The organism is Paenibacillus sp. EZ-K15, from assembly GCF_002573715.1.
GTDB lineage: Bacteria > Bacillota > Bacilli > Paenibacillales > Paenibacillaceae > Paenibacillus_AQ.
Genome location: NZ_PDHM01000021.1, coordinates 520,808 through 545,999, shown reverse-complemented (window position 1 = coordinate 545,999; position 25,192 = coordinate 520,808). Strand labels below are relative to the sequence as shown.

General features: G+C 50.6%; 25 protein-coding genes and 1 riboswitch. Of the genes, 21 read left to right on the top strand and 4 right to left on the bottom strand.

Annotated elements, in window-relative coordinates; translation table 11 throughout:
• Nucleotides 1-64 precede the first annotated feature (64 nt).
• From CRG97_RS26540 to CRG97_RS26495, 10 genes are all read left to right on the top strand, one after another.
• A complete protein-coding gene (locus CRG97_RS26540; protein ID WP_098748641.1) occupies nucleotides 65-799 on the top strand; it encodes an adenosylcobinamide amidohydrolase in 735 nt (244 codons plus the stop codon).
• Nucleotides 796-1,773, top strand: a complete 978-nt coding sequence (gene cbiB, locus CRG97_RS26535; protein WP_098748640.1) for an adenosylcobinamide-phosphate synthase CbiB — start codon at nucleotides 796-798, stop codon at nucleotides 1,771-1,773. The genes CRG97_RS26540 and cbiB overlap by 4 nt, the downstream gene beginning before the upstream one ends.
• Nucleotides 1,764-2,546: a histidine phosphatase family protein gene (locus tag CRG97_RS26530; RefSeq protein WP_098748639.1), complete on the top strand. Its 783-nt coding sequence runs from the start codon at nucleotides 1,764-1,766 to the stop codon at nucleotides 2,544-2,546. The genes cbiB and CRG97_RS26530 overlap by 10 nt, the downstream gene beginning before the upstream one ends.
• A gap of 152 nt (nucleotides 2,547-2,698) precedes the next feature.
• Nucleotides 2,699-2,900, top strand: a riboswitch (cobalamin riboswitch).
• 255 nt (nucleotides 2,901-3,155) lie between these two features.
• A complete protein-coding gene (locus tag CRG97_RS26525; RefSeq protein ID WP_098748638.1) occupies nucleotides 3,156-4,160 on the top strand; it encodes an ABC transporter substrate-binding protein in 1,005 nt (334 codons plus the stop codon).
• On the top strand, nucleotides 4,157-5,203 hold the full coding sequence (locus CRG97_RS26520; RefSeq protein ID WP_098748637.1) for a FecCD family ABC transporter permease: 1,047 nt from the start codon (nucleotides 4,157-4,159) through the stop codon (nucleotides 5,201-5,203). The genes CRG97_RS26525 and CRG97_RS26520 overlap by 4 nt, the downstream gene beginning before the upstream one ends.
• On the top strand, nucleotides 5,200-5,985 hold the full coding sequence (locus CRG97_RS26515) for an ABC transporter ATP-binding protein (RefSeq protein WP_098748636.1): 786 nt from the start codon (nucleotides 5,200-5,202) through the stop codon (nucleotides 5,983-5,985). Before CRG97_RS26520 ends, CRG97_RS26515 begins: the two co-directional genes overlap by 4 nt.
• A gap of 102 nt (nucleotides 5,986-6,087) precedes the next feature.
• Nucleotides 6,088-7,122: a nicotinate-nucleotide--dimethylbenzimidazole phosphoribosyltransferase gene (cobT, locus tag CRG97_RS26510; protein WP_481856226.1), complete on the top strand. Its 1,035-nt coding sequence runs from the start codon at nucleotides 6,088-6,090 to the stop codon at nucleotides 7,120-7,122.
• Entirely contained in the window at nucleotides 7,119-7,697 is a 579-nt protein-coding gene (gene cobU / locus CRG97_RS26505; protein WP_098748634.1) for a bifunctional adenosylcobinamide kinase/adenosylcobinamide-phosphate guanylyltransferase, read from the top strand. The genes cobT and cobU overlap by 4 nt, the downstream gene beginning before the upstream one ends.
• Nucleotides 7,694-8,515 (top strand): adenosylcobinamide-GDP ribazoletransferase, encoded by an 822-nt coding sequence (gene cobS / locus CRG97_RS26500; RefSeq protein ID WP_098748633.1) that lies wholly within the window; start codon nucleotides 7,694-7,696, stop codon nucleotides 8,513-8,515. Before cobU ends, cobS begins: the two co-directional genes overlap by 4 nt.
• A 213-nt stretch (nucleotides 8,516-8,728) precedes the next feature.
• The gene (locus tag CRG97_RS26495) at nucleotides 8,729-10,123 is read left to right on the top strand and encodes an L-cystine transporter (RefSeq protein ID WP_098748632.1); all 1,395 of its coding nucleotides are present in this window, start codon (nucleotides 8,729-8,731) and stop codon (nucleotides 10,121-10,123) included.
• Between the two features lie 127 nt (nucleotides 10,124-10,250).
• On the opposite strand, the gene CRG97_RS26490 is transcribed toward CRG97_RS26495, so the two are convergent.
• A complete protein-coding gene (locus CRG97_RS26490) occupies nucleotides 10,251-11,339 on the bottom strand; it encodes a M24 family metallopeptidase (protein WP_098748631.1) in 1,089 nt (362 codons plus the stop codon).
• Nucleotides 11,340-11,597: 258 nt separating this feature from the next.
• Between CRG97_RS26490 and CRG97_RS26485 the strand changes: the two genes are divergently transcribed.
• Nucleotides 11,598-11,843 carry a DUF2569 domain-containing protein gene (locus CRG97_RS26485; protein WP_343225216.1) on the top strand — a complete coding sequence of 82 codons (246 nt, stop codon included), beginning with the start codon at nucleotides 11,598-11,600 and terminating at the stop codon, nucleotides 11,841-11,843.
• Nucleotides 11,844-11,936: 93 nt separating this feature from the next.
• Nucleotides 11,937-12,437, top strand: coding sequence for a GNAT family N-acetyltransferase (locus CRG97_RS26480; RefSeq protein WP_098748629.1), 501 nt, complete (start codon nucleotides 11,937-11,939; stop codon nucleotides 12,435-12,437).
• A 117-nt stretch (nucleotides 12,438-12,554) separates the two neighbouring features.
• Here CRG97_RS26480 and pdxR read toward each other — a convergent pair whose 3' ends face one another.
• A complete protein-coding gene (pdxR, locus tag CRG97_RS26475) occupies nucleotides 12,555-14,012 on the bottom strand; it encodes a MocR-like pyridoxine biosynthesis transcription factor PdxR (protein WP_098748628.1) in 1,458 nt (485 codons plus the stop codon).
• Between the two features lie 109 nt (nucleotides 14,013-14,121).
• Between pdxR and CRG97_RS26470 the strand changes: the two genes are divergently transcribed.
• Nucleotides 14,122-14,700 (top strand): GNAT family N-acetyltransferase, encoded by a 579-nt coding sequence (locus CRG97_RS26470; RefSeq protein WP_098748627.1) that lies wholly within the window; start codon nucleotides 14,122-14,124, stop codon nucleotides 14,698-14,700.
• A 108-nt stretch (nucleotides 14,701-14,808) separates the two neighbouring features.
• Nucleotides 14,809-15,285: a GNAT family N-acetyltransferase gene (locus tag CRG97_RS26465; RefSeq protein WP_098748626.1), complete on the top strand. Its 477-nt coding sequence runs from the start codon at nucleotides 14,809-14,811 to the stop codon at nucleotides 15,283-15,285.
• A 63-nt stretch (nucleotides 15,286-15,348) separates the two neighbouring features.
• On the opposite strand, the gene CRG97_RS26460 is transcribed toward CRG97_RS26465, so the two are convergent.
• Nucleotides 15,349-15,690, bottom strand: a complete 342-nt coding sequence (locus CRG97_RS26460) for a hypothetical protein (protein WP_098748625.1) — start codon at nucleotides 15,688-15,690, stop codon at nucleotides 15,349-15,351.
• A 329-nt stretch (nucleotides 15,691-16,019) separates the two neighbouring features.
• On the opposite strand from CRG97_RS26460, the gene CRG97_RS26455 reads away from it, so the two are divergent.
• Nucleotides 16,020-16,967 carry a serine/threonine protein kinase gene (locus CRG97_RS26455; RefSeq protein WP_237566586.1) on the top strand — a complete coding sequence of 316 codons (948 nt, stop codon included), beginning with the start codon at nucleotides 16,020-16,022 and terminating at the stop codon, nucleotides 16,965-16,967.
• Here the strand turns inward: CRG97_RS26455 and CRG97_RS26450 are convergent.
• Entirely contained in the window at nucleotides 16,930-18,963 is a 2,034-nt protein-coding gene (locus CRG97_RS26450) for a vWA domain-containing protein (RefSeq protein ID WP_481856225.1), read from the bottom strand. The genes CRG97_RS26455 and CRG97_RS26450 overlap by 38 nt on opposite strands.
• 483 nt (nucleotides 18,964-19,446) lie before the next feature.
• On the opposite strand from CRG97_RS26450, the gene CRG97_RS26445 reads away from it, so the two are divergent.
• From CRG97_RS26445 to CRG97_RS26420, 6 genes are all read left to right on the top strand, one after another.
• Nucleotides 19,447-21,615: a transcriptional regulator gene (locus tag CRG97_RS26445; RefSeq protein ID WP_098748623.1), complete on the top strand. Its 2,169-nt coding sequence runs from the start codon at nucleotides 19,447-19,449 to the stop codon at nucleotides 21,613-21,615.
• 428 nt (nucleotides 21,616-22,043) lie between these two features.
• On the top strand, nucleotides 22,044-22,475 hold the full coding sequence (locus tag CRG97_RS26440) for a membrane-associated protease 1 (RefSeq protein WP_076324590.1): 432 nt from the start codon (nucleotides 22,044-22,046) through the stop codon (nucleotides 22,473-22,475).
• 204 nt (nucleotides 22,476-22,679) lie between these two features.
• A complete protein-coding gene (locus tag CRG97_RS26435; RefSeq protein WP_098748682.1) occupies nucleotides 22,680-23,147 on the top strand; it encodes a J domain-containing protein in 468 nt (155 codons plus the stop codon).
• 37 nt (nucleotides 23,148-23,184) lie between these two features.
• Nucleotides 23,185-23,724, top strand: a complete 540-nt coding sequence (locus CRG97_RS26430) for an FHA domain-containing protein (protein ID WP_098748622.1) — start codon at nucleotides 23,185-23,187, stop codon at nucleotides 23,722-23,724.
• A gap of 41 nt (nucleotides 23,725-23,765) precedes the next feature.
• Nucleotides 23,766-24,284, top strand: a complete 519-nt coding sequence (locus tag CRG97_RS26425; protein ID WP_076324588.1) for an FHA domain-containing protein — start codon at nucleotides 23,766-23,768, stop codon at nucleotides 24,282-24,284.
• Nucleotides 24,285-24,299: 15 nt separating this feature from the next.
• On the top strand, nucleotides 24,300-25,184 hold the full coding sequence (locus CRG97_RS26420; RefSeq protein WP_098748621.1) for a PP2C family protein-serine/threonine phosphatase: 885 nt from the start codon (nucleotides 24,300-24,302) through the stop codon (nucleotides 25,182-25,184).
• Nucleotides 25,185-25,192: the final 8 nt, after the last annotated feature.

Sequence of the window (25,192 nt, the reverse complement as noted above, 5' to 3'; positions counted from 1 at the left end):
ACGGCACATACCAATGAGGTTCGGAATCAGGCGGATTGAGATCAAAGAGTAGGGAGAGAGAAACATGGCAGTACCTTTTCTGGAAGGCAAGAATCATCTGTATCATTCGAATGCGTGGCCGGGAGCGACGGTGTCCCTGGAATCGGAGCTGCAGCATCCGCATATCCGGATATCGCTTCCGGAGCCAGTTGCGTCCATTAGCAGCGCCATATATGGCGGCGGATTCGTAAGCTTGGATCATATCGTGAATCGTTATGTGGACAAGCATTATGATTGCAGCGACCCCGTGAACGATATGTCTAATTTTATAGCTGCTCACGGTTATCCGGCTGAAACCACAGCTGGATTGATGACCGCGGTAAGATTGAAGTATACCTCCATCCGGGAAGAACCGGGGGAGCAAGCTTCCATTCTATGCTGTACTACTGCCGGCGTGGGCAATGCAGCCCGCGCCGGGTCGAGCCGCACGACCTTTGCGGCTTACCAGCCGGGCACGATTAATATCATGTTACTGATCGACGGGATGATGACGCCGGCATGCATGCTGAATGCCGTGTTGACGGCGACGGAAGCGAAGGCCGCGGTGCTGCATGACCTGGGCGTGAAGGATCATGAAACCGGAGCCGTCGCGACCGGTACGACGACGGACGCGATGGTCCTTGGGATCAGCGGCAATACAGCCTATGGTGTGAACCACCATTATGCCGGAACCGCAACCGATCTGGGCGGCATGATCGGCCGCCTTGTCTACGAGAGTGTTACGGAAAGCATCGTCTCCGAAAGAGAGGACCGGATATGACCGTCGTGTGGGTCATTTGGGCAGCGGTCGTACTGGACCTGCTGATTGGAGATCCGAGATGGCTTCCGCATCCCGTTATTGGCATGGGGAAAGCCATCCGCCGGGTTGAAGGCTGGATACGCCATTGGGCGACTTCCGCTCAGAGCCTGAAGCGGGCGGGCATTCTGCTGCCGGTGATCGTGGCCGGCGGCTCCTTCGTGCTGGCATGGCTGCTGCTGGAGCTGTGCGGGGCGATTCATCCTTGGCTTGCTTGGGGAGTGGAGATCGTGCTTATTGCGACTACGATTGCCATCAAGGGGCTGCGTGAAGCAGGATTGGAGGTCTACGGCCATCTTCGTTCCGGCCATATCGCGGAGGCCAGGCGCGCGCTCAGCATGGTTGTCGGGCGAGACACCGGCCATCTGGATGAGCCGGAGATCGTACGGGGAACGGTGGAGACGGTTGCGGAGAATATCGTGGATGCGGTCATCGCTCCGTTGTTTTTTGCCCTGATTGGGGGAGCGCCGCTGGCGATGGCCTACCGGGCCGTGAACACGCTCGACTCCATGGTCGGTTATAAAAACGAGAAATACCAGCATATCGGCTGGGCATCCGCAAGGCTGGACGATATCGCCAATTGGATACCGGCACGCCTGACGGCAGGTTTGTTGACCGTGGTGGCTGCCATGTTTTCGCTGCAATGGAAAAAAGCGATCAAGATGGTCAGAAGAGATGCGCGTAAGCACCCCAGTCCGAACAGCGGCTTCCCGGAATCGGCCGTTGCCGGTGCGCTGGGCATTCGTCTGGGCGGAGAGAATTCCTATCAAGGCGTGATCTCGTTCCGGGCTTACATGGGGGATCCCGAACGACCGCTTGAAGCGGAGGATATTCAGGTGACAAATCGTCTGCTGCTGGGCGTATCGGTATTGTTTACGTTACTGGGTACCGTGGTGCTCGGACTTGTGGCCGCAGCAGGAGGAAGCTTATGGATATGAGGATTACCCTGCATTTGGTCCGCCATGGCCGCACGTTGTGGAACGAGGAGCGCCGTTATCTCGGTCACGAGGATCAGGGGATTCTGGTGGAAGGAAGACAGCAGCTCCTCGCGCTGCGGGAAAGGTTTTGTACCGGGCAGTTTGTCCGGATCTATTGCAGTGATCTCCTTCGATGCAGGCAGACGCTGAATGTTATCCTACCGGATTCAACAATGTCCGTTATTCCTGATGATGAAGATCCGGGCAGGTTTATTCCAGGGGTCGAGTATGATCCGAGGCTGCGTGAGCTCGATTTCGGGGATTGGGAAGGGAACACCTACGAGGACTTGAAGTCGGATATCTCCTATCGGCGCTGGATTGATAACCCCGCAGAAGTTACGCCGCCAAATGGGGAGAGCTGGGAAGCGTTCTGTTCCCGGATTCAGGGATTCTTGACCGGATTGTATTTGGATTTGAAGGAACTGTTGCATGTAGAGGAAGCTCTGGATACCCTTGTGCAAGCAGAAGCAGAAGCAGAAGCAGAAGCAGAAGCAGAAGCAGAAGCAGAAGCAGAAGCAGAAGCAGAGGCAAAGCGAGCCGGTTATGGTTGTGGGACACAGAGGGTCGAATTGGATGTGCTTGTAGTCACCCATGGGGGCGTCATCCGGCAGATCGCGGCAGCAACCCTTCCGGATACGGAATTCTGGGAGACGCAGGTGTCACCAGGCGAGGAGCTCAAGCTGCAATTGACATGGGATGGAGAACGCTGGCAAGGCGTGCGGTTAAGCGAATAAATGAAATCGTATGATATCGGTGCGGAATGGGCGATAACGGGATAAATCCGTATCATAAGGCATTTGAAATGACCGAATCTTTCGGTTGTAAGAGTAAGGTTTATCGCCTATAATCTTGGGCAGAGAAACCATGCTTGGCCTAACATACATAAATTCATATTATTTGCGAGGGTCCCGGACAGAAGGCGTTGTTGCCTTCTGCCGGGTTAATAGGGAAGCCGGTGCAAGTCCGGCACGGTCCCGCCACTGTGAAGCAGGGACTTCTTCATATGCCACTGAGCCATAGCGCTTGGGAAGGCGGAGAAGTCGTTACAGCCTGCAAGTCAGGAGACCTGCCCTCGGCGAATGAATGACGGTCCTTCGAGGAGAGGATTACGTTTGCCGGACCCATGCAGCATGTGTGGGCGGAAGTTTAAGGCGCTATCTGTGAACGGTTATCAGATGTCCTTATGTTAAAACGTAATCCCTGAGTCCTTGTTAACGAGGAGTCAGGGATTTTTGCTTCTTTAGGAGTATGACGATTTTGTTTTTCTCTCGGTAAGGATCGGTCGAAGGAATGTAAACTCGAAAGTGCCAGGTTCTCAATTATGTATAGGGGGATTTCAAGAGATGAAAGCATTAAACAAAACATGGTCCGTACTTCTAGTAGCCATACTGATGGCTCTGGCCTTGATTGGCTGTGGAGGGGAAGAAGCGGCGCCGAAGGATACAACGCCGCCGGCACAGCAGGAAGAGCAGAATAATGAAGTACCAGCGGATTCCGGTGAAGAGCTTAAAACGACGTATCCGCTGACCGTTAAGGATTCAACCGGGGTTGAAATGACGTTTGAGAAAGCTCCGGCCAAAATTGCATCCCTGACACCGTCCGAGACGGAAAAACTGTTCGCTTTAGGCCTGGATGAAGAAATCGTTGGCGTGTCCGATAATGACGATTATCCGGAGGCGGCCAAATCCAAGCCTAAATTGGGCGGGTTCCAAGTGAATGAAGAGGCTATTATTGCAGCCGATGCCGATGTGGTATTTGCCGCTTCGATGAATGCCCAGAATGCCGAGAAATTGCGTGAGCTTGGCGTTACCCTGTTCGTCAATGATCCGAAAACCATTGATGCCGTGATGGAGAACATCGAACTGATCGGACAAATTACGGACCGTCAAGCGGAGGCCAAAGCGGTCGTGGATCAGATGAAGCAGGAATTGGCTACCGTTTCGGAAGCCGTGAAAGCCGTGAAGGATGAAGACAAGAAGAAAGTGTATGTGGAATTCTCTCCGGGATGGACCGTCGGCAAAGGCGAGTTTATGGATGAGATCATCACCTTAGCTGGCGGCGTCAACGCAGCTGGCGATACGGAAGGCTGGTTCGAAATCAGCGAGGAAAATATTATCGCTGCGAACCCCGACGTCATTCTGTACACGGATGATGTGATTGATGAAGCAACCAAGAAAACATTGGATCAGCTGATTAAGGAGCGCGGCGGCTGGGATCAGATCGAAGCCATCAAGAACGATCAGGTCATATCCGTGGATGCGAATCTGTTGAGCCGTCCCGGTCCTCGTGTGACGCAAGGGTTGATTGAAGTGGCGAAGGCCGTTTATCCGGAACTGATGAATCCATGAGTAAAAAGCTTGCAGGATTCGGTGCGGCCGGCATCATCCTATTACTGTTAACCTTGGTTGTCAGTCTCGGAATCGGCTCCGTTCACCTGCCTGTGAGAGAGATAGGGGCGATGCTGCTGCACCGGCTGCCGGGAATCGGCGATTCCATCGTTTCGGGCTGGGAACCTTCATCCGAGCAAATCCTAATGAAGGTGAGATTGCCGCGCATATTGCTAGGGATGCTCGTAGGAGCCTCCCTGGCCGTCGCCGGAGCCGCCTTTCAAGGCGTGTTGCGCAATCCGCTGGCGGATCCGTTTACGCTCGGTGTATCCTCGGGTGCTGCGCTTGGCGCAGCATCCCTGATTTTTTTCGGGATGGAATATTCCTTTGCCGGAGGTTACACGCTGCCGCTTGTAGCGTTTCTAACCGGGGCAGGCACTCTATGGGCCGTTCTGCTGCTGGCAAGGGATCAAGGAAAACTGCCGATCCACGGGCTCATTCTGTCCGGCGTGGTGATGCAGTCGTTTCTGGGCGCCGTCGTTTCCTTTCTGACGGTTATGTCCAAAGATACGGTAAACCAGATCCTGTACTGGACGATGGGGAGCCTGAGCATGCGTGGATGGTCGTATACGGCCATCCTTTTCCCGTATTTTCTCGCAGGTTTTATATACTTATGGAGCAGGTCGCGGGCGCTTAATATTTTGTCGCTGGGGGAACGGCAGGCCGCCCATATGGGCTTGAATGTGGATCGGCTGAAGACCAGCGTGCTCATCGTTGCTACTCTGCTCGCTGCCGCAGCCGTGTCGGTCTCCGGCGTGATTGGATTCGTGGGACTTGTGGTACCGCATATGATCCGGCTGATCACCGGCTCCGATTACCGCGTCATTGTTCCACTGTCGGCTCTGGGTGGCGCGATATTCATGGTCTGGTGCGATACGGCGGCCCGGTCCGTGCTGGCACCAACGGAAATACCGCTCGGTGTGGTTACGGCATTCATAGGCGCTCCATTTTTTGCGTATTTGCTATACCGGAACAAAAAACGGCGCAGGGAGGGTCTATCATGATTACAGCTCAAGGACTTGGCAAAGCATATGGCAAGGTGCCGATTCTTGAAGGCGTGGACCTTCACATTGCCGAAGGGGAATGGTGGGGAATCATCGGTCCGAACGGAAGCGGTAAATCCACCCTGATGCAGCTGTTATCCGGTGTGGAGAGTCCTACGCAAGGAAGCGTAACGCTTCGGGGCAAAGTGCTTGGACACTATACTCGTAAGGCGCTGGCCCGGATCGTGGCGGTGCTTCAGCAGGAAGGGCTTGATCCTACCGATTTTACCGTCCGGGAAGTGTTGGAGATGGGAAGATTCCCCTTCCTCAACTGGCTTGGTCGCGAAGATAAGGATGCAGCCCCGCTCATTGAGGCCATTATCCGAAAGCTGGATCTGAATGGTCTGGAAGAACGGCGGCTTACCGAGTTAAGCGGCGGTCAACGCCAGCGTGTTGCACTTGGAAAGGTAATGGTCCAGGAGCCTTCGCTGCTGATGCTGGATGAACCGACGACCTATCTGGATATCCACTATCAGCTTCAGTTCATGGATATGGTGGCGGAGTGGCGGAACTCGTCCGGGATTACGGTGATCAGCGTCCTGCATGATCTGAATCTGGCGGCCCAATTTTGCGATAAACTGCTGGTGCTTGATCAGGGAAAGATTGCCGGGGTTGGCAAACCGGAGGAAGTTTTGACAGCGGCGTATATACGTCAAATTTTCCGGGTGGAGCCTTCGATTGTGTCCCATCCCGAGAATGGTGCTCCGCAGGTGCTGTTAACGGCGAACAACATGTGGTCCTGACCGATGTTGCCGCATGTTCTGCTGAGTATGTAAGATTTAGGAACCAGATACAAGGAGGTCGTTTCATTGAAGGATACCATCGTGAATCGTTTAAATTACATCATGGCTAACATTAAACCGCTGAATGTCGAGGTGCAGAACGAAACAGCCGCTTATTTGGACACGCTGACGAAGCCTCCGGGCAGTCTGGGTAAGCTGGAGGCGCTAGCGGTCCAATTAGCGGGCATCACAGGGAATATGAAGCCGTCGTTTACCAAAAAATCCGTCGTTGTCATGGCTGGTGATCATGGAGTCTGTGAAGAAGGAGTCAGCGCATTTCCGGCTGAGGTAACGCCCCAGATGGTCATGAACTTCCTGAATGGAAGGGCGGCTGTGAATGTGCTGGCCCGTCAGGCGGGAGCAGATGTGCATTGTGTGGACATCGGGGTTGCCATCGAGCTGAAGCATGAGAAACTGATGTCGCGGAACGTTGGCAGAGGAACTGCCAATATGGCCAAAGGGCCCGCGATGACAAGAGAAGCGGCACTGCTGTCCATTGTAACCGGTGCAGAGGTAGCCGCCGAGCTGGTATCGCAAGGAACGCAAATGTTCGTGACCGGCGAGATGGGCATTGGGAATACGACACCGAGTGCGGCGATCTTCTCCGTTCTGTCCGGCAATCAGCCTTCTGAAGTCGTGGGAAGGGGAACCGGCGTAACCGATGAACGGCTGCTACATAAGATTCGAGTTGTGGAACAGGCTATACAAGTTAATAGGCCTCATGCCGATGATCCCATTGACGTGCTGGCCAAGGTGGGAGGATATGAAATCGGCGGGTTGGCTGGGCTGATTCTCGGTGCGGCTGCCCACGGTTGTCCCGTTATCATTGACGGCTTCATATCCAGTGCGGCGGCGCTTGTTGCCAAATGCATCTGCCCGGACGCTCTCTCTTATATGATTGCCTCCCATGTTTCGCATGAACAGGCTCATGTTCTTCTGTTGAAAGAGCTTGGGCTGCATCCGATGCTGCAAATGGACATGCGTCTTGGCGAGGGGACAGGCGGAGTACTGTGCCTGCATCTGGTCGAGGCGGCGTGCCGGATCATGCATGAGATGGCGACGTTTGAGAGCGCCGGAATCAGCGGAGGGGCCGTATGAGCCATCGTGGAAGCGTGTTGGTCACAGGTGGAGCCAGAAGCGGAAAGAGCTCATTCGCGGAGAAGCTGTGCACGAAGCGCTCGGAGATCGGAACGTATGTGGCGACTGCGCAAGCCTATGACGATGAGATGAGGGAACGGATCCGAATTCATCAAGACCGTCGGCATGATTCGGCCTACGGCTGGGAGACGGTCGAGGAGCCTGTCGCCCTGCCGGAACTGCTGGATACGCTGGGCCAATCGCAACCTAATGCCCCTGCGGTGGTAGTGGACTGCCTGACGCTGTGGCTGACGAATGTGCTGCTGCAAGCTGAGCCTGAAGGAAGTGCCGCAATGGAAGAACGGCTGGGACTTCAAATCGGCAGACTCGCAAGAGCGGTACAGGGTTATCCGGGCATGGTCATTCTGGTCACAAATGAAGTGGGGTCGGGGATTGTTCCGGAATATCCGCTAGGCCGAATATATCGCGACTGGGCAGGGATCATGAATCAGAGACTGGCTCAGATATGTGATGAAGTATTTTTGGTGACTGCGGGAATTCCGATGGAAATCAAGAGCAAGGAGTATCTCATATGAGCAAGATGATCGAAGCGGCTGCGGCCGCTTTTCAATTTCTATCGAGGCTCCCGGTGCGGAGGGAAATTCCTTTTACGCCGGAAGTGCAACAACGGAGCGTCGTTTTTTATCCATTGGTAGGGGCGGTTATTGGTATGATCGTTGCCGGATTGGGACTGGGCGTAAGCTTTGTGCTGCCTTCCTTTCCTGCTGCCGTCATCCTGCTGGTTGTATGGGTAGCGCTGACGGGAGGGCTGCACCTCGATGGCTGGATGGATAGTGCTGATGCGCTGCTCAGCCATCGTTCGCGTGAGAAGATGCTGGAAATCATGAAGGATAGCCGTGTAGGTGCGATGGGGGTCATGGCGTGTATGCTGCTGCTCCTTCTGAAAGCTTCCTTGATCATGTCGATATGGGATTTGTCAGCCGGGGTATGGAAACAAGAGGCATGGCTGCTGGTGCTCGCTCCGGTTTGGAGCCGCTGGTTTATGGTCCATGCGATGTATCGTTGGCCGATGGCACGGGGAAGTGAGGGGCTTGCCGCTCTATTTCATGGATTAACCGCCGGCAGGAGATCGCTGGCAGGCGTAATGGCTGCCCTGTTAACGCTAGGTATTGTAGGTTTGCTATGGATCACGGCAGGCGAGACTAATCTTGGGATGATTGGAGTCGGAGGAATCCTTGTCATACCATTCATAGCCTGGGCGGCTGGCAGTTTAACGGCGGAACGAATGAGCCGAAGACTTGGAGGACTGACGGGGGATACTTACGGAGCGCTCAATGAACTGATTGAAACGATGGTGTTAATATTTGTGGTTCTCCTTTTGAAGTTTACATGATATGATAGTAGAGCGATATCAGTGGTAATCCGATCAACATAGTCGACATAATCCGCATCGATGAGAATAGAGCGATTTTTGGCAGGAATTTTCTCAATCAGGTAATGATATGTTTAGAGTGGGCTGTAATGGATATGAATACATACTAGCGCACTTATGACATGAGGATGGAGCACCTATATCCTTATCTAAAGAATGGGAGGAATCATTAGGATGGAAACGCTTTGGGTTATCATCAATGTCCTTGTTCTGATTCTGCTGGTCGGTATTTTATATTGGATGCAGAAAAAGCATATCTCGTTTACCAAGCGCGTGTTTGCTGGACTCGGACTGGGTGTGTTGTTCGGAGTGGCACTGCAGCTCATCTATACTTCGACCTCCGATGTGGTGGTGAAATCCACCGATTGGTTTAATCTGATAGGCTACGGCTACGTTAGGCTGCTGCAAATGATGGTCATTCCGCTGATCATGGTGTCGATCATATCGGCTATCATGAAGCTGAAGGGTGGAAAGAATCTGGGCAAAATGAGCGGGCTTATCATTACGGTGCTGCTTCTGACGACAGCCGTAGCCGCTGCCGTCGGGATTACGACCGCGCTGGCGTTCGATTTGTCCGCCGTCAATATCCAAGGCGGTGCTGCGGAGGAGCAGCAGGGTGCACTGCTGCAAGAACGGCTCGGGGATGTTGAGGGCCGTACGCTGCCGCAGCAGATCCTGGATTTCATTCCGAGCAATCCGTTTGCCGACATGACGGGGGCACGAAGAACTTCGACGATTGCCGTTGTCATTTTCTCGGCATTCATCGGGATCGCGGTTCTCGGGTTGGACCGAAAGAACAAGGAGCAGGCGGAAACGTTCCGCAACATGATCTCTGCGGTCTATGGCGTGGTGATGCGGATCGTGACGCTGGTGCTTCGTCTGACCCCTTACGGGATTCTGGCGCTCATGGCCAAAACAATCGCCACGACCGACCTTGCAGTGATCATGAATCTGATCGATTTCGTCCTGGCTTCGTACGTGGCTCTGATCGCTATGTTCATTATCCATCTGGTGCTGCTGGCGATATTCGGGTTTAACCCACTCAAATATGTGAAAAAGGTATTCCCGACGCTGACCTTTGCCTTCACCTCGCGTTCCAGCGCGGCCACGATCCCGCTTAACGTGCAGACCCAGAACAAAAAGCTTGGCGTCTCGGAAGGCATCGCGAACCTCTCGGCATCATTTGGTGCCACGATTGGTCAGAACGGCTGCGCGGGCATTTATCCTGCCATGCTGGCCGTCATGATTGCGCCGACTGCCGGCGTGGACCCGACCTCATGGTCGTTCATCCTTACGCTGATCGTGGTCGTTATGATCAGTTCCTTCGGCGTGGCGGGTGTCGGAGGCGGAGCTACCTTCGCATCGCTCATCGTGCTCTCCACGATGAACCTGCCGGTTGCCTTGGCGGGCCTGTTAATTTCCGTCGAGCCGCTGATCGATATGGGACGAACGGCACTGAACGTGAATGACTCCATGACAGCCGGCGTGATTACCGGGAAAGTCATGAATGAAGTGGACAAAGACGTGTACAACGACGACAATATTGAACTGGATATGGTCCAGGCATAACATATCTGTGGGAGCCATCCTCAAGGCATCGTTTCTGCCGGAGGGTGGCTCTTGTGGTACATAGAGAAAGCCCGAATACCGTGAGTGAAACGGTAATCCGGGCTTTTTTCCTCATGCTGAAAATTGCTTATCCGATGATGGTCAGTTCTTTCGGGAAGGAGGTTAGCACCTCGACGCCATCCTCGGTGACGATCACATCGTCCTCGATTCGTACGCCGCCTACGCCTTGCAGATAAATGCCGGGCTCGATCGTGAATACCGCCCCAGGCTGCAAAATATCCTGGTTCAAGCCGTGGATGGATGGATATTCGTGGACATCCATGCCAAGCCCGTGCCCCAAGCGATGTACAAAAGCATGGCCGTACCCTGCGTCGTCAATCACTTTGCGAGCCGCTTGGTCAATCGAGCCATAGGTTACGCCGGGTTTTACGGCCTGAATACCGGCCAGGTTCGCTGCGAGAACCGTATCATAGATGTTGACGGCTTCAGGCTTCAGCTCGCCTACGGCAAAGGTGCGGGTAATATCCGACGCATAACCACCCGCATACACTCCCAAATCGAACATGAGCAGATCTCCTGCTTCAATCCGGCGCGTACCGGGAACACCGTGAGGCAAGGCGGTATTGGGGCCGGATAATACCATGGTGGCAAAAGATGGAGTATCCGCACCCAATTTTTTCATTAAGTACTCCAGCTCTGCGACAACCTCAATCTCGGTGACGCCGATTTTTACATGGGCCAGGCCTTGCGTCAGCACATCTTCAACTAGTCTTACTGCATGTTTGATGATCATTACTTCATCGGCCGACTTTCGAATTCGGAGCTCCCGGAGCACAGCGCCAACATCCTCGATCCGGTTCGCGTTCACATGCTGCTGCAGTTGTTCATAACGGGATACGGTGAGCTGATCCTTCTCAACGGCCAGCGTACCGGCTGCGCCTTGAAACTGCTGCTTCAGCAAGAGATACGGATTATCGGTATCCTGATGCGTGACAATATGCTTAACCGTTGAAGCGGCCGCGGCTGCGTCTGCATCCAATGCGGGCACAATCAGCACCGGATCATTCGCTGAGGAGAGGAGCAGGCCCAGAAAACGCTCATGGGGATCACTCGCAAATCCGGTCAAATAGTAAACATGCTTGGGGTCTGTCACAAGGACATGATCCCAACCTTGTGTATTCATGGATTGTTGCAAACTTTGCAATCGTTCGTTCATCCTGTTCATTCCTTTCTTCATCCGAAGACGGTTGTCATACCAGTAATGTTAGGTTATCGCGTTCAATCGCGTAAGTAAAGTTTTCCTTTATTACGGGCTTGATCTTCCTATATAATGTTTTGGAGTAAAAAATTACATACTATACGGGAGGAATTACACTCGAATGGATCCGAATCAAGTTCAAGAGAACAACAAGGCTTCAGCACAAGGCCAGGGACCTCAATAGTTCTTAAAGCCGAGTGTTGAAGGGCTCGGAGGCTGGCTGGTTTTGGTCCAGATCTGTATAAAAAGAAGAGTGCCTTCCCGAGATTGATGATCGGTTATATTTTGTTTAGCCTGTTGGCAAGTGTGCTGGACTATGTTTTGGTCAATCAGGTAGAGATCTTGGTGGAAGAAGATAATGGCCAGTTTATACGCGAAATTGTCCGTGCATGTTTGTACGCCTGTATCTGGATCCCGTATTTCATCCGCTCCAAGCGTGTGCGTAACACCTTCGTGAATTAATGCCGCTTGAAAAAAAAGAAGCGTTTTTCCGCTGCCTCTTGTACAATAGATCTCGTACAAAAAGATTACGCATCTATTCGGAGGTAGGACATCGTGACGCAACAATACCGTATCGATTATGCCGTCAAAGAGGATTTGTCGGCCATTGTGGACATTTACAATTCGACGATCTCAGGCAGAAAAGTAACCGCCGATCTGGAGCCGGTCACGGTGGAGAGCCGTGTACGCTGGTTTGAAGAGCACAGCAACGATTTTCGTCCGTTGTGGGTCATGCGGTCCGATGACGGGATGGTTGCATGGATGAGCTTTCAATCCTTTTATGGTCGTCCGGCTTATAACGGCACAGCGGAGATCAGCATATACGTAAACGAGAAATATCGCGGCATTGGTGCAGGCAGCATATTGATTCAGAAGGCAATCGAGGAGTGTCCGCGCCTTCGCGTCAGTAATCTGGTCGGATTTGTATTCGGCCATAATGAACCAAGCCTTAAGCTGTTGAAGAAGTTCGGCTTTGATCAATGGGGGCTTCTCCCCGGGGTTGCGGAGCTTGACGGCATCAAGCGGGATTTGGTCATTGTCGGTCGTGCAGTTTAAGTGTCGATACGTTAAGGATGATTTATAGTTTGCCTTAAAGAGCATTCAGACTAACATATCAAAAAGCTGTCCCTTTTGGTAAATGAGAGGACAGCTTTTTTCATGTTGTTATGATATTTAGAGGGGGAGCGCTCCCAGCCAACAGTCAGCAAGCCGTTCTATGCCTGCTTCAATCTCGTCTTCCTTCAATCCGCCGAAGCCAAGAATGAATGATCTACGATCCGATTCGTCAGGCTCACTGGCAGGAAGCATTCGCGTATAAGCAGCGGAGCTTACGCGGATCCCCCTTGCTTCGGCTAGCGCTTCCAGTTCCTCTTCGGATAATGGATGGTTCAGACGAAGCATGAGGTGAAACCCGGAGCCTGTACCCGATATTTGAGCATGTTCACCAAAGTGACGTTGAATAGAACCGATCAGGCGATCATGCTTCTTACGGAGGATCATCCTCATTTTCCGCAAGTGTCGTTCAACATAGCCGTCCCGCAAAAAGCGCTCCAATGTCATCTGATTCAGCTTAGAGGCTGTGCAGTCGAGAAAGAGTTGGAACTTTAATCGATGATAATCCGGCAGCAGAACCTTCGGCAATATCATATATTGGACTCCAAGGGCAGGGGACAGTACCTGCGAGAATCCGCCCAGGTATATTACACGGCTGTCGGGCAGCAGTCCTTGGAGGCTCGGAATCGGTCTTCCATAATATCGGAACTCACCGTCAGCGTCATCTTCAATAATAAAACCCCCAGTTTCTTGCGCCCATTGCAGAAGCGCCAACCTGCGGGAGATGGGCATAATGACGCCGGTGGGGAACTGGTGGGAGGGGGAGACGGTTACGAATGCTGCCCCGCTGCTCTGCAATTCATGCTGACTGATCCCATCCTCCAGCACGGGGATTGGAATGACATCATACCCCTTCTGCCGGAAAACCTCCGGCTGCTGTGGATAACAAGGGTTCTCAACAGCAATGGACTTTCCGTAAGGAAGAAGCAGTCTGCTGATCAAATCAAGCAGAGGGAAAGGATCAGAGCCAATAATCACCTGTTCAGGCGTACAGGCTACCCCGCGAAAATGTTTGGCATAGTTGGCAATCTGGCAACGCAGCCCTTCTTCACCCTGCGGATCCCCATAGAACAGCATGTCGGCCGTGCTGTTTTCCTGCAAGCAACGGTTATAGGCTTTTCTCCACTCGGTCATCGGGAAGTATTCGTATTCATTTTTGGACATGTGAAAGTCATACTTAAAGTAATGGTGTCGTTTGAGTATAGGTCCCTTGGGAAAGGCCGGTTCCACGGGAAGCGCAAAAGGAACATCAGCTAGCCATTGCACAAAATATCCGCTCCGTGGCTTGCTCGCAATAAAGCCTTCAGCAAGCAGCTGCTGATAAGCCATTTCAATGGGGGTGGTGCTAATGCCAAGCAGCTCGGCAAGCCTTCGAACCGATGGGAGACGGCTTGGATGAAGCCAATGCCCGGCGGATATCTGTTGTTTCATATATCGATACAATTGTACATACAGGGGAACGCTGGAATCATCCAGCAATAATGCGATTTCTGTTTGATTTACCGGAACCTGTTTCATATCATCTGTCCTTTATAAATATTCGGATCTGTATATTTGGATATGGTCAATTTCTTGATATAGTATAAGGGATTTTTAGTTCCAGAGGAAACGGGAGGTTACAATCGACATGAACTCATCTATTACAAATACGAAGCCGGTACGGTTTCTTGAAGGCGAGCGGATCTACTTGCGTCCCTTTGGAGAAGAGGATACCGCAGAGTATTTTCAAATGCTGTTTAATCCGGAAATGCGGAGGCTGACCGGGACGAAGCGGGCTTTTACGCTGGAAGAGGTACGTCGGTATATCGAGGAGAAATCCAGTAATCACGACACCATCATGCTGCTAATCGCTTTATCGGATAGCGATCAGATTATTGGCGATATCGGGCTGAAGGATATCGATTACGTTAACCGAAATGCGAATATTCGCATCGCCCTTGATAAGGGCGAGCATCTAGGCAAGGGGTACGGACCGGAAGCCATCAAGCTTTTGCTTGAATACGCCTTCGGAATCCTTCATCTTCACCGGATCGAGCTGCAGGTGTTTGATTATAACGAGCGTGCCATCAAGGCTTATGAGAAGGTGGGCTTCAAGCGCGAAGGGGTTCAGCGAGACGCATTGTACTACCAGCATCGTTACCATGATTCCATAATAATGAGCATGCTGGAGGAGGAATACAGGGCGCTGTATCACCAAGGGCAATAGCATCCTGGCTGCCTGAGAATGAAGTTGCGTGCAAACCATTCGTGGTTTTCTGCATTCCAAACCCTGACCGGCATCCAGTAAACTTGGAATAACGTGGATGTAAAGGATGTGCGTGATTTGAAAGCAGAGATTCATATATATCAAGCGGAGCTGAAGGATCTGGGCAAGGCAGCCGCTCTGTTTAATCAGTATCGTCAATTCTATAAGCGTGAAGATGATTTAAACGGGGCTGAGGAATATATCAGGGAGAGGCTGACCCGAGGCGATTCCGTTATGTATTTAGCGGATTACAATAGTGGGGAAACTCTGATCACGGCTGGCTTTCTACAGTTATATCCATCCTTCTCATCGCTATCGATGTCCAGGTTGTGGATCTTGAATGATCTATACGTGGATTCCGAATATCGCGGGCTTGGTATCGGAAGGAAACTGCTCCATCAAGCCCAAGCGCACGCCCTTCAGAGCGGAGCCAAGGGGCTGACTCTGTCCACGCAGCTTCATAACGTGACTGCTCAGCATTTGTATGAATCTTCAGGGTATGTACAGGATGAAGAATTTGCGTATTATTATTTGGATTTATCATAACGAAAGGTCATCAATAACAAACAAAGACGATACTCCAGAAGGAGTTATCGTCTTTGTTTGTTATTAATATATCGAGCGTATTTTGCGGAAAACCTCAACTCGGGCAATTTTAAGTTCCCACATCTGGTCGAGCAGCTTCCGCTGTTTATCTTTATCATCCGTTGCTTTCAGTTCATTGTACAGGGCAAACATGCGGTCATTGATTTGGTTCATGCATTGCCACAGCTCATGTTCCGTGCATTCCTCCGACTTCGCTTGTTTCTCGCCCTGAGGTTCCTGCATGTGGCGAAGTGTACGAACAATGTCCGCTTGCCACTTCCGATCTTCCAAGCGTATAGCCAAACTGAGAAGATCCAGATAATCATCGAGGGTCAGAGATGTCGGTTCTTTATCGCATGGATCCAAGTTGAAAGCCCCCTTAGCAAACTCCTAATTATCTTTATACCAAGTATTATACTTGGAATTATGAGTTTTTCAAGAGAAAAAATAACGAGTATATTGTTACTCAACTTTCGCACCCGGAATATTGACTCAAACCCTTGAGGGCAAGAAGAATTCAATATATTTACTCGCCGGTGAGGGGGATATTTTGAGAGAACATATATCAGATCATGCATGGTCAATTTGTTGAGAAATTGGTAAGATGAGGATATTACATATATAGGTTGTTTGATATTAATCGCAAAAAAACAAAACGACCAGGTTCTTCTTTAAAACGTTCGTGGAGGTTGACAGTGAGTAAAGCAATGATGGAAAACGAGGGGAATGGACTGCGCCGCAATTATAGATTGTACAGCAGGGAGTCAGGATCGTCACTGACTTACCGGGTTCGCAGTAAGATTTCTGCAAGCGAACTGGCCATCGTATACGCGGTCAGATGCGAAGAGAAGGATATGAAGTTCGTGATCAAGGAGTTCTTCCCTAAATCGTTAGTGCGTAGAGGGAAAGATGGCAGCTCTGTACGCCGGTTATCGGGAGTGCCGGATGATAAGTATGAAGCTTTAAGGAATGCATTTATTAATGAAGGAAAGATTTTGAAGGACTGTGAGCATCCCGGTATTGTCCGCTTTATGGGTCAATTTGAACAAAATGAGACCGTCTATATTGTTATGGAGTTTATAGAAGGGGTTACATTGGCAGAAATGATTGAGGGACGTCCAGATAGAGTTGAGCCCGGCTTCCTGTACAAGACGATGCTTCCCTTGATTGAGACGCTGGAATATCTGCATAAGCAAGGAATCATTCATCGTGATTTAAAGCCGGGCAATATTATCATTGATCATCAGAGGCGCGCGAAGCTGCTCGATTTCGGTTCAGCCATACGTTTTGACGGCAGCGGCGGCCACCCGATTCTGACAACAGCCGGGTATTCGCCACTCGAGCTTTATTCCGAGCAATCTCGTCAAGGGCCGGTAAGCGATATATACAGCTTGGCTGCATTGTTGTATTATTGCTGCCGCGGCACGGCACCTATAGATGTTCGCAAGCGATTGTTCGATGATCAGTTGGAGCCGGCGGGCACGGGTTTGAAGCGCCGTTGGCCATTTCTGTCCCGAGCCATCCGGCGCGGCTTGATCGTTGCGCCGGACAAGCGCTGTTCTTCTCTTAAATGGTTCAAGGCTGCGATTACGATGGAATATGTGACTAGCCCGTCTGCTGCCCGGAGGAGTCGTTCCGGATAAAAATATTTGTAGCCGGCTTAATGGCCTTGTAACGTAGCTCGATTTCAGTTATACCGTCCTCGAATGTAATGTACAGTTTGTCATTATATTCGAGGATTTCTTTTTTATTCTTCGGCAGCGGCGTACGGTTTCGAACAAGTGAACAACGTGATGTGTTCTTTACGATCAGCTTGCCGTCTTTGCCCGGGGTGAAGACAATTTGTTGCGCTTCAGGAAGCGGCTCATGTACATCAAGGCTTACAAACAGCTCCAGCAGACTTACCTTACGTCCCCCAAAAGAGGTGAGCGGCCATGATTTGACCGGCACTTCACTGCCGCTGGCCGTTGCCAGAAAATATCCTTCCAGCTTGCCAGCAAAGCCCGGCTTCGGACGCAGCCACATGAATAAGCCGACGGCAATGGCAAGAAGAACAATCCCTCCGGCGATGGACCATTTAAGCACCGTGTATTTCGATTTGACGTTAACGGTTAATATCGCCGTAGCTGAGCCGCCTTCCGAATCGGCAGCAGTTACCGTAATTTGGGACTGCCCCGTTTGAAGTGGAGACAAAAGAAGTTCCCCGTTCTTAAGCTCAGGGGTCAGTATTTTATTCGGGTTGTGGCCGCTGTGCATGGTGTAAGTTAAATCATCCCCGTTCTCATCAAGGAATAAATCGTTCATGTCCAGAACGACTTGACCCTCTTCTTTGATGACCTCTAGTTGTTCTCTACCATGGACGGAGGGCGCTATATTCACAATATTCTGATCTTGGACGATACTGTGCCGATAGAAGCTCGGACCGTCCATTTTCACCTGCCATTTGTATTTACCTGAGGTGGAAAAGATGTATTCGGCATAAAAGCGTGTGCCCTCGTTCTTCATATCTGCAATAACTTCCTTATTCGTCTCCAGATTCGTCACGACAAGCTGGCCTTGCAGAGATTGGTACACTTCCTGCTCCATTAATGGCTCATTTGTAGTCGGATGGATGAGATAAGCCTCGATACCCGTAGGCTGTCCCTTGATGGCGGCTTTGCTCGTGATTGCCGCTTTGGCTTCCAGCTCATAGCTTCCGAGCAGATTTATTTTTACAAGATCCCCTGATGTGCCCCTAAATTTAAGTTTGGCCGTGCCTTTCTTGGGCTGAGATACCTTGATCAGCGTGTAGCTCCCTGATTTGAACATACGTATATTCTCTGAGCTGTAGAAAAGCTGCGTCTCCTTAAGTGGATGCTCGGAAAGCAAAATAATGTTGGCTTCTCCCATGCTTGAATTGGGAATGTCGACTTGTACCTCTTGCAGCTGCCCCGTCGCCGTAACGCCAGCTACCGGAAGCAGCACGGATCTCATTTGCGCCGCGAATATCCGGTTGAAAATTTCAGGCAAATCGTCAGCACTGCTTGTCATATAAGAGGCGCCGCCAGTTTCATTCGCGATGCGCTCCAATTCCTCAGGATTGACGGTGCCATCGTGGTTCAGTCCGATCGTGTAGATCGGGTATCCATCCTTCTGCGCTTTTGAAATAGCTTTATCTACGTCCTTAGCCGAATCGGCAGCAGTTCGTTGAGACCGGGAAGCTGGGCCAAAATCTGTTTCTCCGTCAGAAAGAAGAATGACGAACGGCTTACGTCCGCTGCCCTCTCCTTCAGACGACTTGGATGAAATCAAGTTCCCGCCTGTGTTTAGTCCTAATCCCAAATCGGTATATCCGCTTCTGCGGAGTCCGGCTATTTTTTGTTTGAGCTCTGTCTTGTTCGCCGCTACCGAAATGGAGGTTAGCGGTTTGGAATCCACAATTTGATGATTGTAGGCTACAAAGCCGATTCTCGTCCGGCTCGCTTCGCTCATGTCCGTGAACATATGAATCACTTCGTTCGCCATTTTGTTGGGGTCAGCATGATTCATAGAATAGCTTGTATCCAGAACAAAGACCGCATCAAAAGCATCGGTGTGATTTTTTTGTAAGGAATTTGCAGAAACAGGGAATGAATTGTGAAAATTTGTCGTAAAAAACATGAAAACAAAAATCAGGATAAAAGTCCTAGTGAATAAAAAAGTGCCTGGAGTCTGTTTTTGCCTTTTTTTCTTCATTTACCGATACCCGCCTTATGTACTATATAGTATTGGAATAGAGCGGAAATAGTCGCTCAAATAAGTATATTCAAACTTATATCGGAATTGGGCCTTGTTTATTGTATATTATTCCAAAAAATAGGTCTTTGATTGGATATATTTTCCTCAAGATGATGGATGAAAGGTTCTTAAGTCCCTATATTCATCATCAATTCAAGATATTGACAATTGATATGAGCGATGTTTAATATTACCCTCGAGACCCGGGTACAGTGAAACTCGTCCCGGTCATACGACCCAGGTATCCCGTACAATAGTCGGATACTGTCGAAGAAATAAGTAGTGCAAGCGTCCGGCATGGGAAAGAATCCGGGGTCTTCATCAGGCCGGCTGCGCTTTTTAGAAACGGGAGGAGGAATAACGACAATGGATATTATCAATCAGACCAATCGAACGATGCTGTTCGAAGAGATCAATCCCGAGAAGCTGGACCTGATCACCATTGTGGGCGATGTTAAAGGCATTGATAGTCTGAGCGACGACAAAATCAAGGAGATCAATAGCCAGCTTTTAGTGCGAAGCTTCGATGAATTTTTGGACAAGTTCTCGCCGACGGTGTACTCATTTTTCAATGCGGCTAACCAAAAAGTCGTCTACATGCTGAAGAAGCCCGAAGGAATCGCCGAGGAGGCGATTTCCGAAATCCGGATTGATCAACACAATGATTTCTTAAAAATGTTGTTCACACTGATCGACACGAAACGCAGTCAAGGAATGACGAACGTCGATTTCAAGTTTGAGCATTTGCTCGACATGATTTCGCCGAAGAAGGTCATGGATGACATTCGTCAGGTTCGTAAGGAAATCCATTACATGTACGGACAATACGAGAAGCTGGATGACGAGGATCCGAAAAAGCTGGATATGGGCGACAAGCTGAACGCGATGTTCGAAGAGGCGAGTGCCAATTACAACAACGTGATGGCTATGCTTCCACTGGCGATCGAGGATATTAAGACGCGTCTGCTGCTCGGCAGCTCCAACGAGGAAAGCGATTCCGAAGCGGTGCAAATCGGTATGCTGACGATCGGGGAGAGCGGGGAGTTGAAAATCATCGAGGCTCCGAAGGGGGACAGCACGGAACTCGTGCTGCTGGACGAGAACAGCTCCAATGGTTTGGCGGTTGTCTTCGAAGACGATTACAACTCCATCACGGAAACTCCATCCGGTTATGTTAAGGATTTGGTTGTACGAACCTTTAGTCCGCTGCCGGCGGTAAGCACGGAAGTGAATCTTGAGACAGAGGTACAGAACTACAATACGTATCTGGAATTCTACAAAACGGCCAAGGATGATTTCGTCAAAACCGTGAAGCCGCTGGTGGAGAAAATTCTCGGCGTCAAAATGTTTTTTGATCAATATGCCGTCAAGAACAAAGGGATGGCACCTTCGCTGCTCGTGACGAATACGAAGCTGGATATGATCGTGAAAAGTGCCAATATCCCTCGCCTGGAGACTTATTTGAACACGGTCAACTCCAAGAATGATTTCTCGGATACGATCTGGTTCGGCATCGTCCCTTCCGTAGAGTTGGAGAGTGCCGGCAAGGTGAAGGTAACCCGCGAGCGCTTCAAGGGCAACGAGAAAATTGCCAAGCAGGACGGCAACACCATGGAATCCTTGTCGATGCTCATGCAGGTTGTCAAAGACTTCAAGGTACAAATTTTCTTCAGCTTCGAATCGGGAGAAGAGACGACGTTCAACAATATGGCTACTGCAGGCATCGACAAATACATCGACAAATGCACGCCGCTCCTCCGTAAAGAGTACAGCGAATATGCAATTCCATGTATTCCGAACTTTACGGTCATTCCGAAGGAAAAGTCGGGCGTAATCATCGATAGCCGCATGGTTCAGACCGAGAACGGAGCCCAGCTCTCCAAGGAAAAAGAAGACATTCTCAAGCTCTGGATCGAGGGTGTTTATGTTGGGGCCTCGTATGTGGCTGCGGGTATCGTCTCAGCCTATCAATGTCCGGAGTACTTGAAGGAATCCTTTAAGAACACGAGCAAAGAGTTCCCTGGCGTTCGTTTTGACATTGAAGCTGGCGAGAACAGCCTGCGGGCGGTCACGACGATGGCGAAGGAAATTACCGGATTTACGAATACGATCAAGGATTCGATTAACCGGAAGAACTTCGGCTTTATTTTCTCCTCGGAGAACGCTCAGCTGCAAGGCAAGGATATCCGCCGGATTACGGTGTACAAGGCGAGAAGCCTGGCTGCGTCGGAGGACGGGTTCGACTCCATTTACAAAACACTGGTCAGCACATACATAGAGCGGATTCTTCGCTTTCAGACGGCCGACTTCAAGCATGAGAACATCATTAAATTTTTCAGTAACAATCCGAGCAGCCAGAAGAGCATGTGGCTGGCCAAGCGCGGTTTCATAAATTCGATTATTCATGACGGCGATGACATGAATTATGTGATCGACGAGAAGAACAACCTGTGCCACATTGATCTGATCTATAACGGCAATGTAAAGAATTTGGAAGTTATGATCACCAAAGGCACCAGTCCAGTCAAAGCCTAAGTCAACTTTTGATCACGAAGCGGGAACTGAGGGAATACTCGGCGTCGAATCTTGAATTCACCCGGGCCTTCCGGTACTCATGTAGGTTTTTCCTACACTCTGTTCCTCAGTCCCTAGCTTCATTCAACCTTCTCGGTGCTGAAAAGTTGCCTAGAGGAAATTCAAAGGGGAGTTTTGATCACGAAGCGGGAACTGAGGGAATACTCGGCATCGAATCTTGAATTCACCCGGGCCTTCCGGTGCTCACGTAGGTTTTGCCTACGCTCCGCTCCTCAGTCCCTAGCTTCATTCAACCTTCTCGGTGCTGAAGCATCAACTTAATCTGTATGTGGGAGACGATCCTTCAACGGTTCGTCTCGTTACATAAATTTTGGGCAAGAACATCTGCCCGAACAAATAATTTCACTTATGCTAAGGAGGATTTACGTATGGGATTCAGATTGAAGGTAGAAGGAGCCGAAACGATCGAGCTCGGATTGGACAACATTCAGAAAGTGATTTATGACACGGATACACCGGATGATTCAAATGCTAGATCAACTGATGTTGGTTCCACATTGAAAATCAGCGGTAAAATCATTACTGCTACGGACGGTGACAAAGCGGATGACACGCTGAAGCTGGCGCTGTGGTCTTTGGTTCCTGCAGAAAAGGCGGATTGCTACCGCAAGCTGACGCTTGAAGTGATCGCAGCGGATCAAGTGGTTCGGGAAATTACATTCCCTAACGCTTTTGTGGTGGATTACAAAGAAACGTTCGGCGACACCGAAGGTGTAGGTTCTTTCGAGCTGTACGTGAAGCAGAAGAAAGACAAAACCGAGTTGGCTAAGCTTAACGGCGGTTACGACGCAAGTAATTAATTCATTGCACTCATAGTACCAGGGTAGCAAGCAATCTCAAGGGGCCAGGCCCCTTGAGATTTACTATACCTTGTGCGAACGCCCGCTTGAGATAAGAAAGGCTGCAGGAGTGACAACCTGCCCATAGTGGGAAAAAGCACGAAAGCAAGTCAGGCACTCTTTGATCAAGCGAAAAAAAGGCATAAGCGAAAGCGGGGAAACGCGTTGAATGGTACCGATTACTACACAGAGCTCGGAGTTTCTAGGCAGTCCACGACCGCCGAGGTTCGGCAAGCCTATCGCAGGCTGGCCAAGCGTTATCATCCGGACGTCAATCCCGGGAATGCAGAAGCGGAAGCCAAGTTCAAGCTGATTGTCGAGGCTTACGAGACCTTAAGCGATGAGCAGCTTCGAGCAGCTTACGACGAGAGGCAGGCTAGTGCCAATCCATCCTCAGGGCAGCAAAATGGCAGGTCGCAGGCAGGACAGGGCGGACGGAAATCGTCTGGCACATCGTCGGCGAAGGTGGAGTCGGAAGGCTTTGATCCGGCTGAGATACACAAGCAATTTGAGCAGTTTTTTGGCATGTCGTCGCCCAAGGGGCGGTCAGATTCGCAGGATAAGGAAGCAAACAATAAGAATCCGCTGGATACTTCAGCGATGTTTAATCAATTTTTTGGCTATAAAAAATAACTGATATTGCCTACATACATTGACGGGGGGGAGCCACTTGAAGCCGGAGAACCACAAATGGATTACACTAATTGATCTGTTGATATACGGAATATTAGCCGGTATGGTGCTGTATGCCCTGCTCCGTCCTTTGCATTATACATTGCAAATGTCCATCGTCGCGGTATCGGCCGTGATTGCCAGCGTGTTGATTTGGACCGGTGGTCGTTCCAATGATAAGCCACAGGTAGAGAGGGAAGCGGTCGCGAAGATCGTGCTGCTCGATGATGACGGAGAGCGCGTGAAGGAATGGTACGTCAAGGGAGAGACCTCAGTCCTGATCGGAAAAAACACGCAGCGCGGCGAGGTTGACATAGATTTATCGGACTGCGAGTATGCGTCGCTTGTCAGCTCCGAGCATGCTGTCCTGAATCGCGTTGGCGATCAGTGGTTCATTGAAGATGCGGATTCCCACAGCGGGACAGGTATTCGTAAAGCAGGACGCAGCGAGGCGAATCGGCTTGTTGTCGAAGAGCCTGTAGAGATTGGTACAGGGGATATGATCTTTATTGCTAATACGCGATTGTTAGTGAAATAACGGAGAACACACTTACCTACAAATGGGGGATTGAATCGAAGATGAGCTTGACGAGATGCCTGAATGGACACATGTTCAGTACGAGAAAGCATGGCAACACTTGTCCATATTGCAATACGACGCTAGAGCAGCCTTCGCGGAACGAATCACGCAGACCCCAGGTCGCGGAGGATATGGAAGAGAAGACGATGCCTTATCTGGGGGAGACGACGGGAATTCAGCCGGTAACCGGCTGGTTGGTATGTGTCGAGGGCCCGCAGATGGGACAGGATTACCGTATTATGGCTGAGAAAAATTTCATCGGCCGCGCGGAGGAAATGCAGATTCGGCTTATCGGGGATAACGCGGTGTCCAGACGGAATCATGCCGTGATCGTCTACGATCCGAAGAAGCGAAATTTTTATTTGCTGCCGGGCGATGCCTCAGGGCTTGCTTATCACAACAACGAAGCGGTATACACGCCGGCTGAGCTTAACGCCTATGATTTAATCCAGCTCGGGCGCAGTAAATTTGTATTTGTGCCTTTATGCGGACCACATTTTGAGTGGGATAACAGTTAAGAACGGATGGTAACGATGGAGGATTGGACTTTTTTCGAATCGTACGGAATCGTTGCGGCTGCACTGATCGCCGTCGCCGTATTGCTTGTTATGCGGCAAAAGCTGCGTACGAGCCCCGCTGTAGAAACTACGCTCGAGAATAGCGAACTTCTGTATATTCCAGACATTATTGAAACGAACAAAATTGGGAATGCCCAGACGATCGGCAAGCGGGAAGAGCAGGATGATTACTTCTCAAGCTCGACAACGAAAATCGGTACGATGGCTGTGATAGCCGACGGCATTAGCGGGTTGTCGCATGGACGAATGGCCAGTACGCTGGCCGTTACGATGTTCTCGAGAGAGTATCTGAAGGTGGATGATCCAGCGGATATTCCCGAGTATTTTCACAAAGCGGCACTGACCAGCAACCGGGCAATTCTGGAGCAGCTTGGCGGAGCAACCGGAGGAACGACGCTCGTCGTGGGCATTGTGTCCGGAGGGTTACTACATTGGGGTGCGGTTGGAGACAGCATGATTATTCTGTTTAGGGATGGAGAATTTATTCCGATCAATTCCAAGCATACCCTGGAGACGGTGCTGGAGGAAAAGTATCTATCCGGCGAAATCAGCAAGGAGGAAGCCAAGGAGAATCCGAATCGCAACCAGCTGGTTAACTATTTGGGATATGGCGGTTTTAAAAGCATGGAGGTTGGCGACCCGGTCTCCTTGCAAGCAAATGACACGATCATTCTGTGCAGTGACGGGGTTTATGATGCGCTGACCGAGGTAGAGATGGAGCAGATATTGATGCAGGGATTGCCGCCGCAGGATGCCGCGGAAGAGATGATCAGCTTGATTGAGCGCAAGAGCTACAAGCATCAGGACAATGCAACGGTCATTATTTTGCAAATGGATTAACACATCAT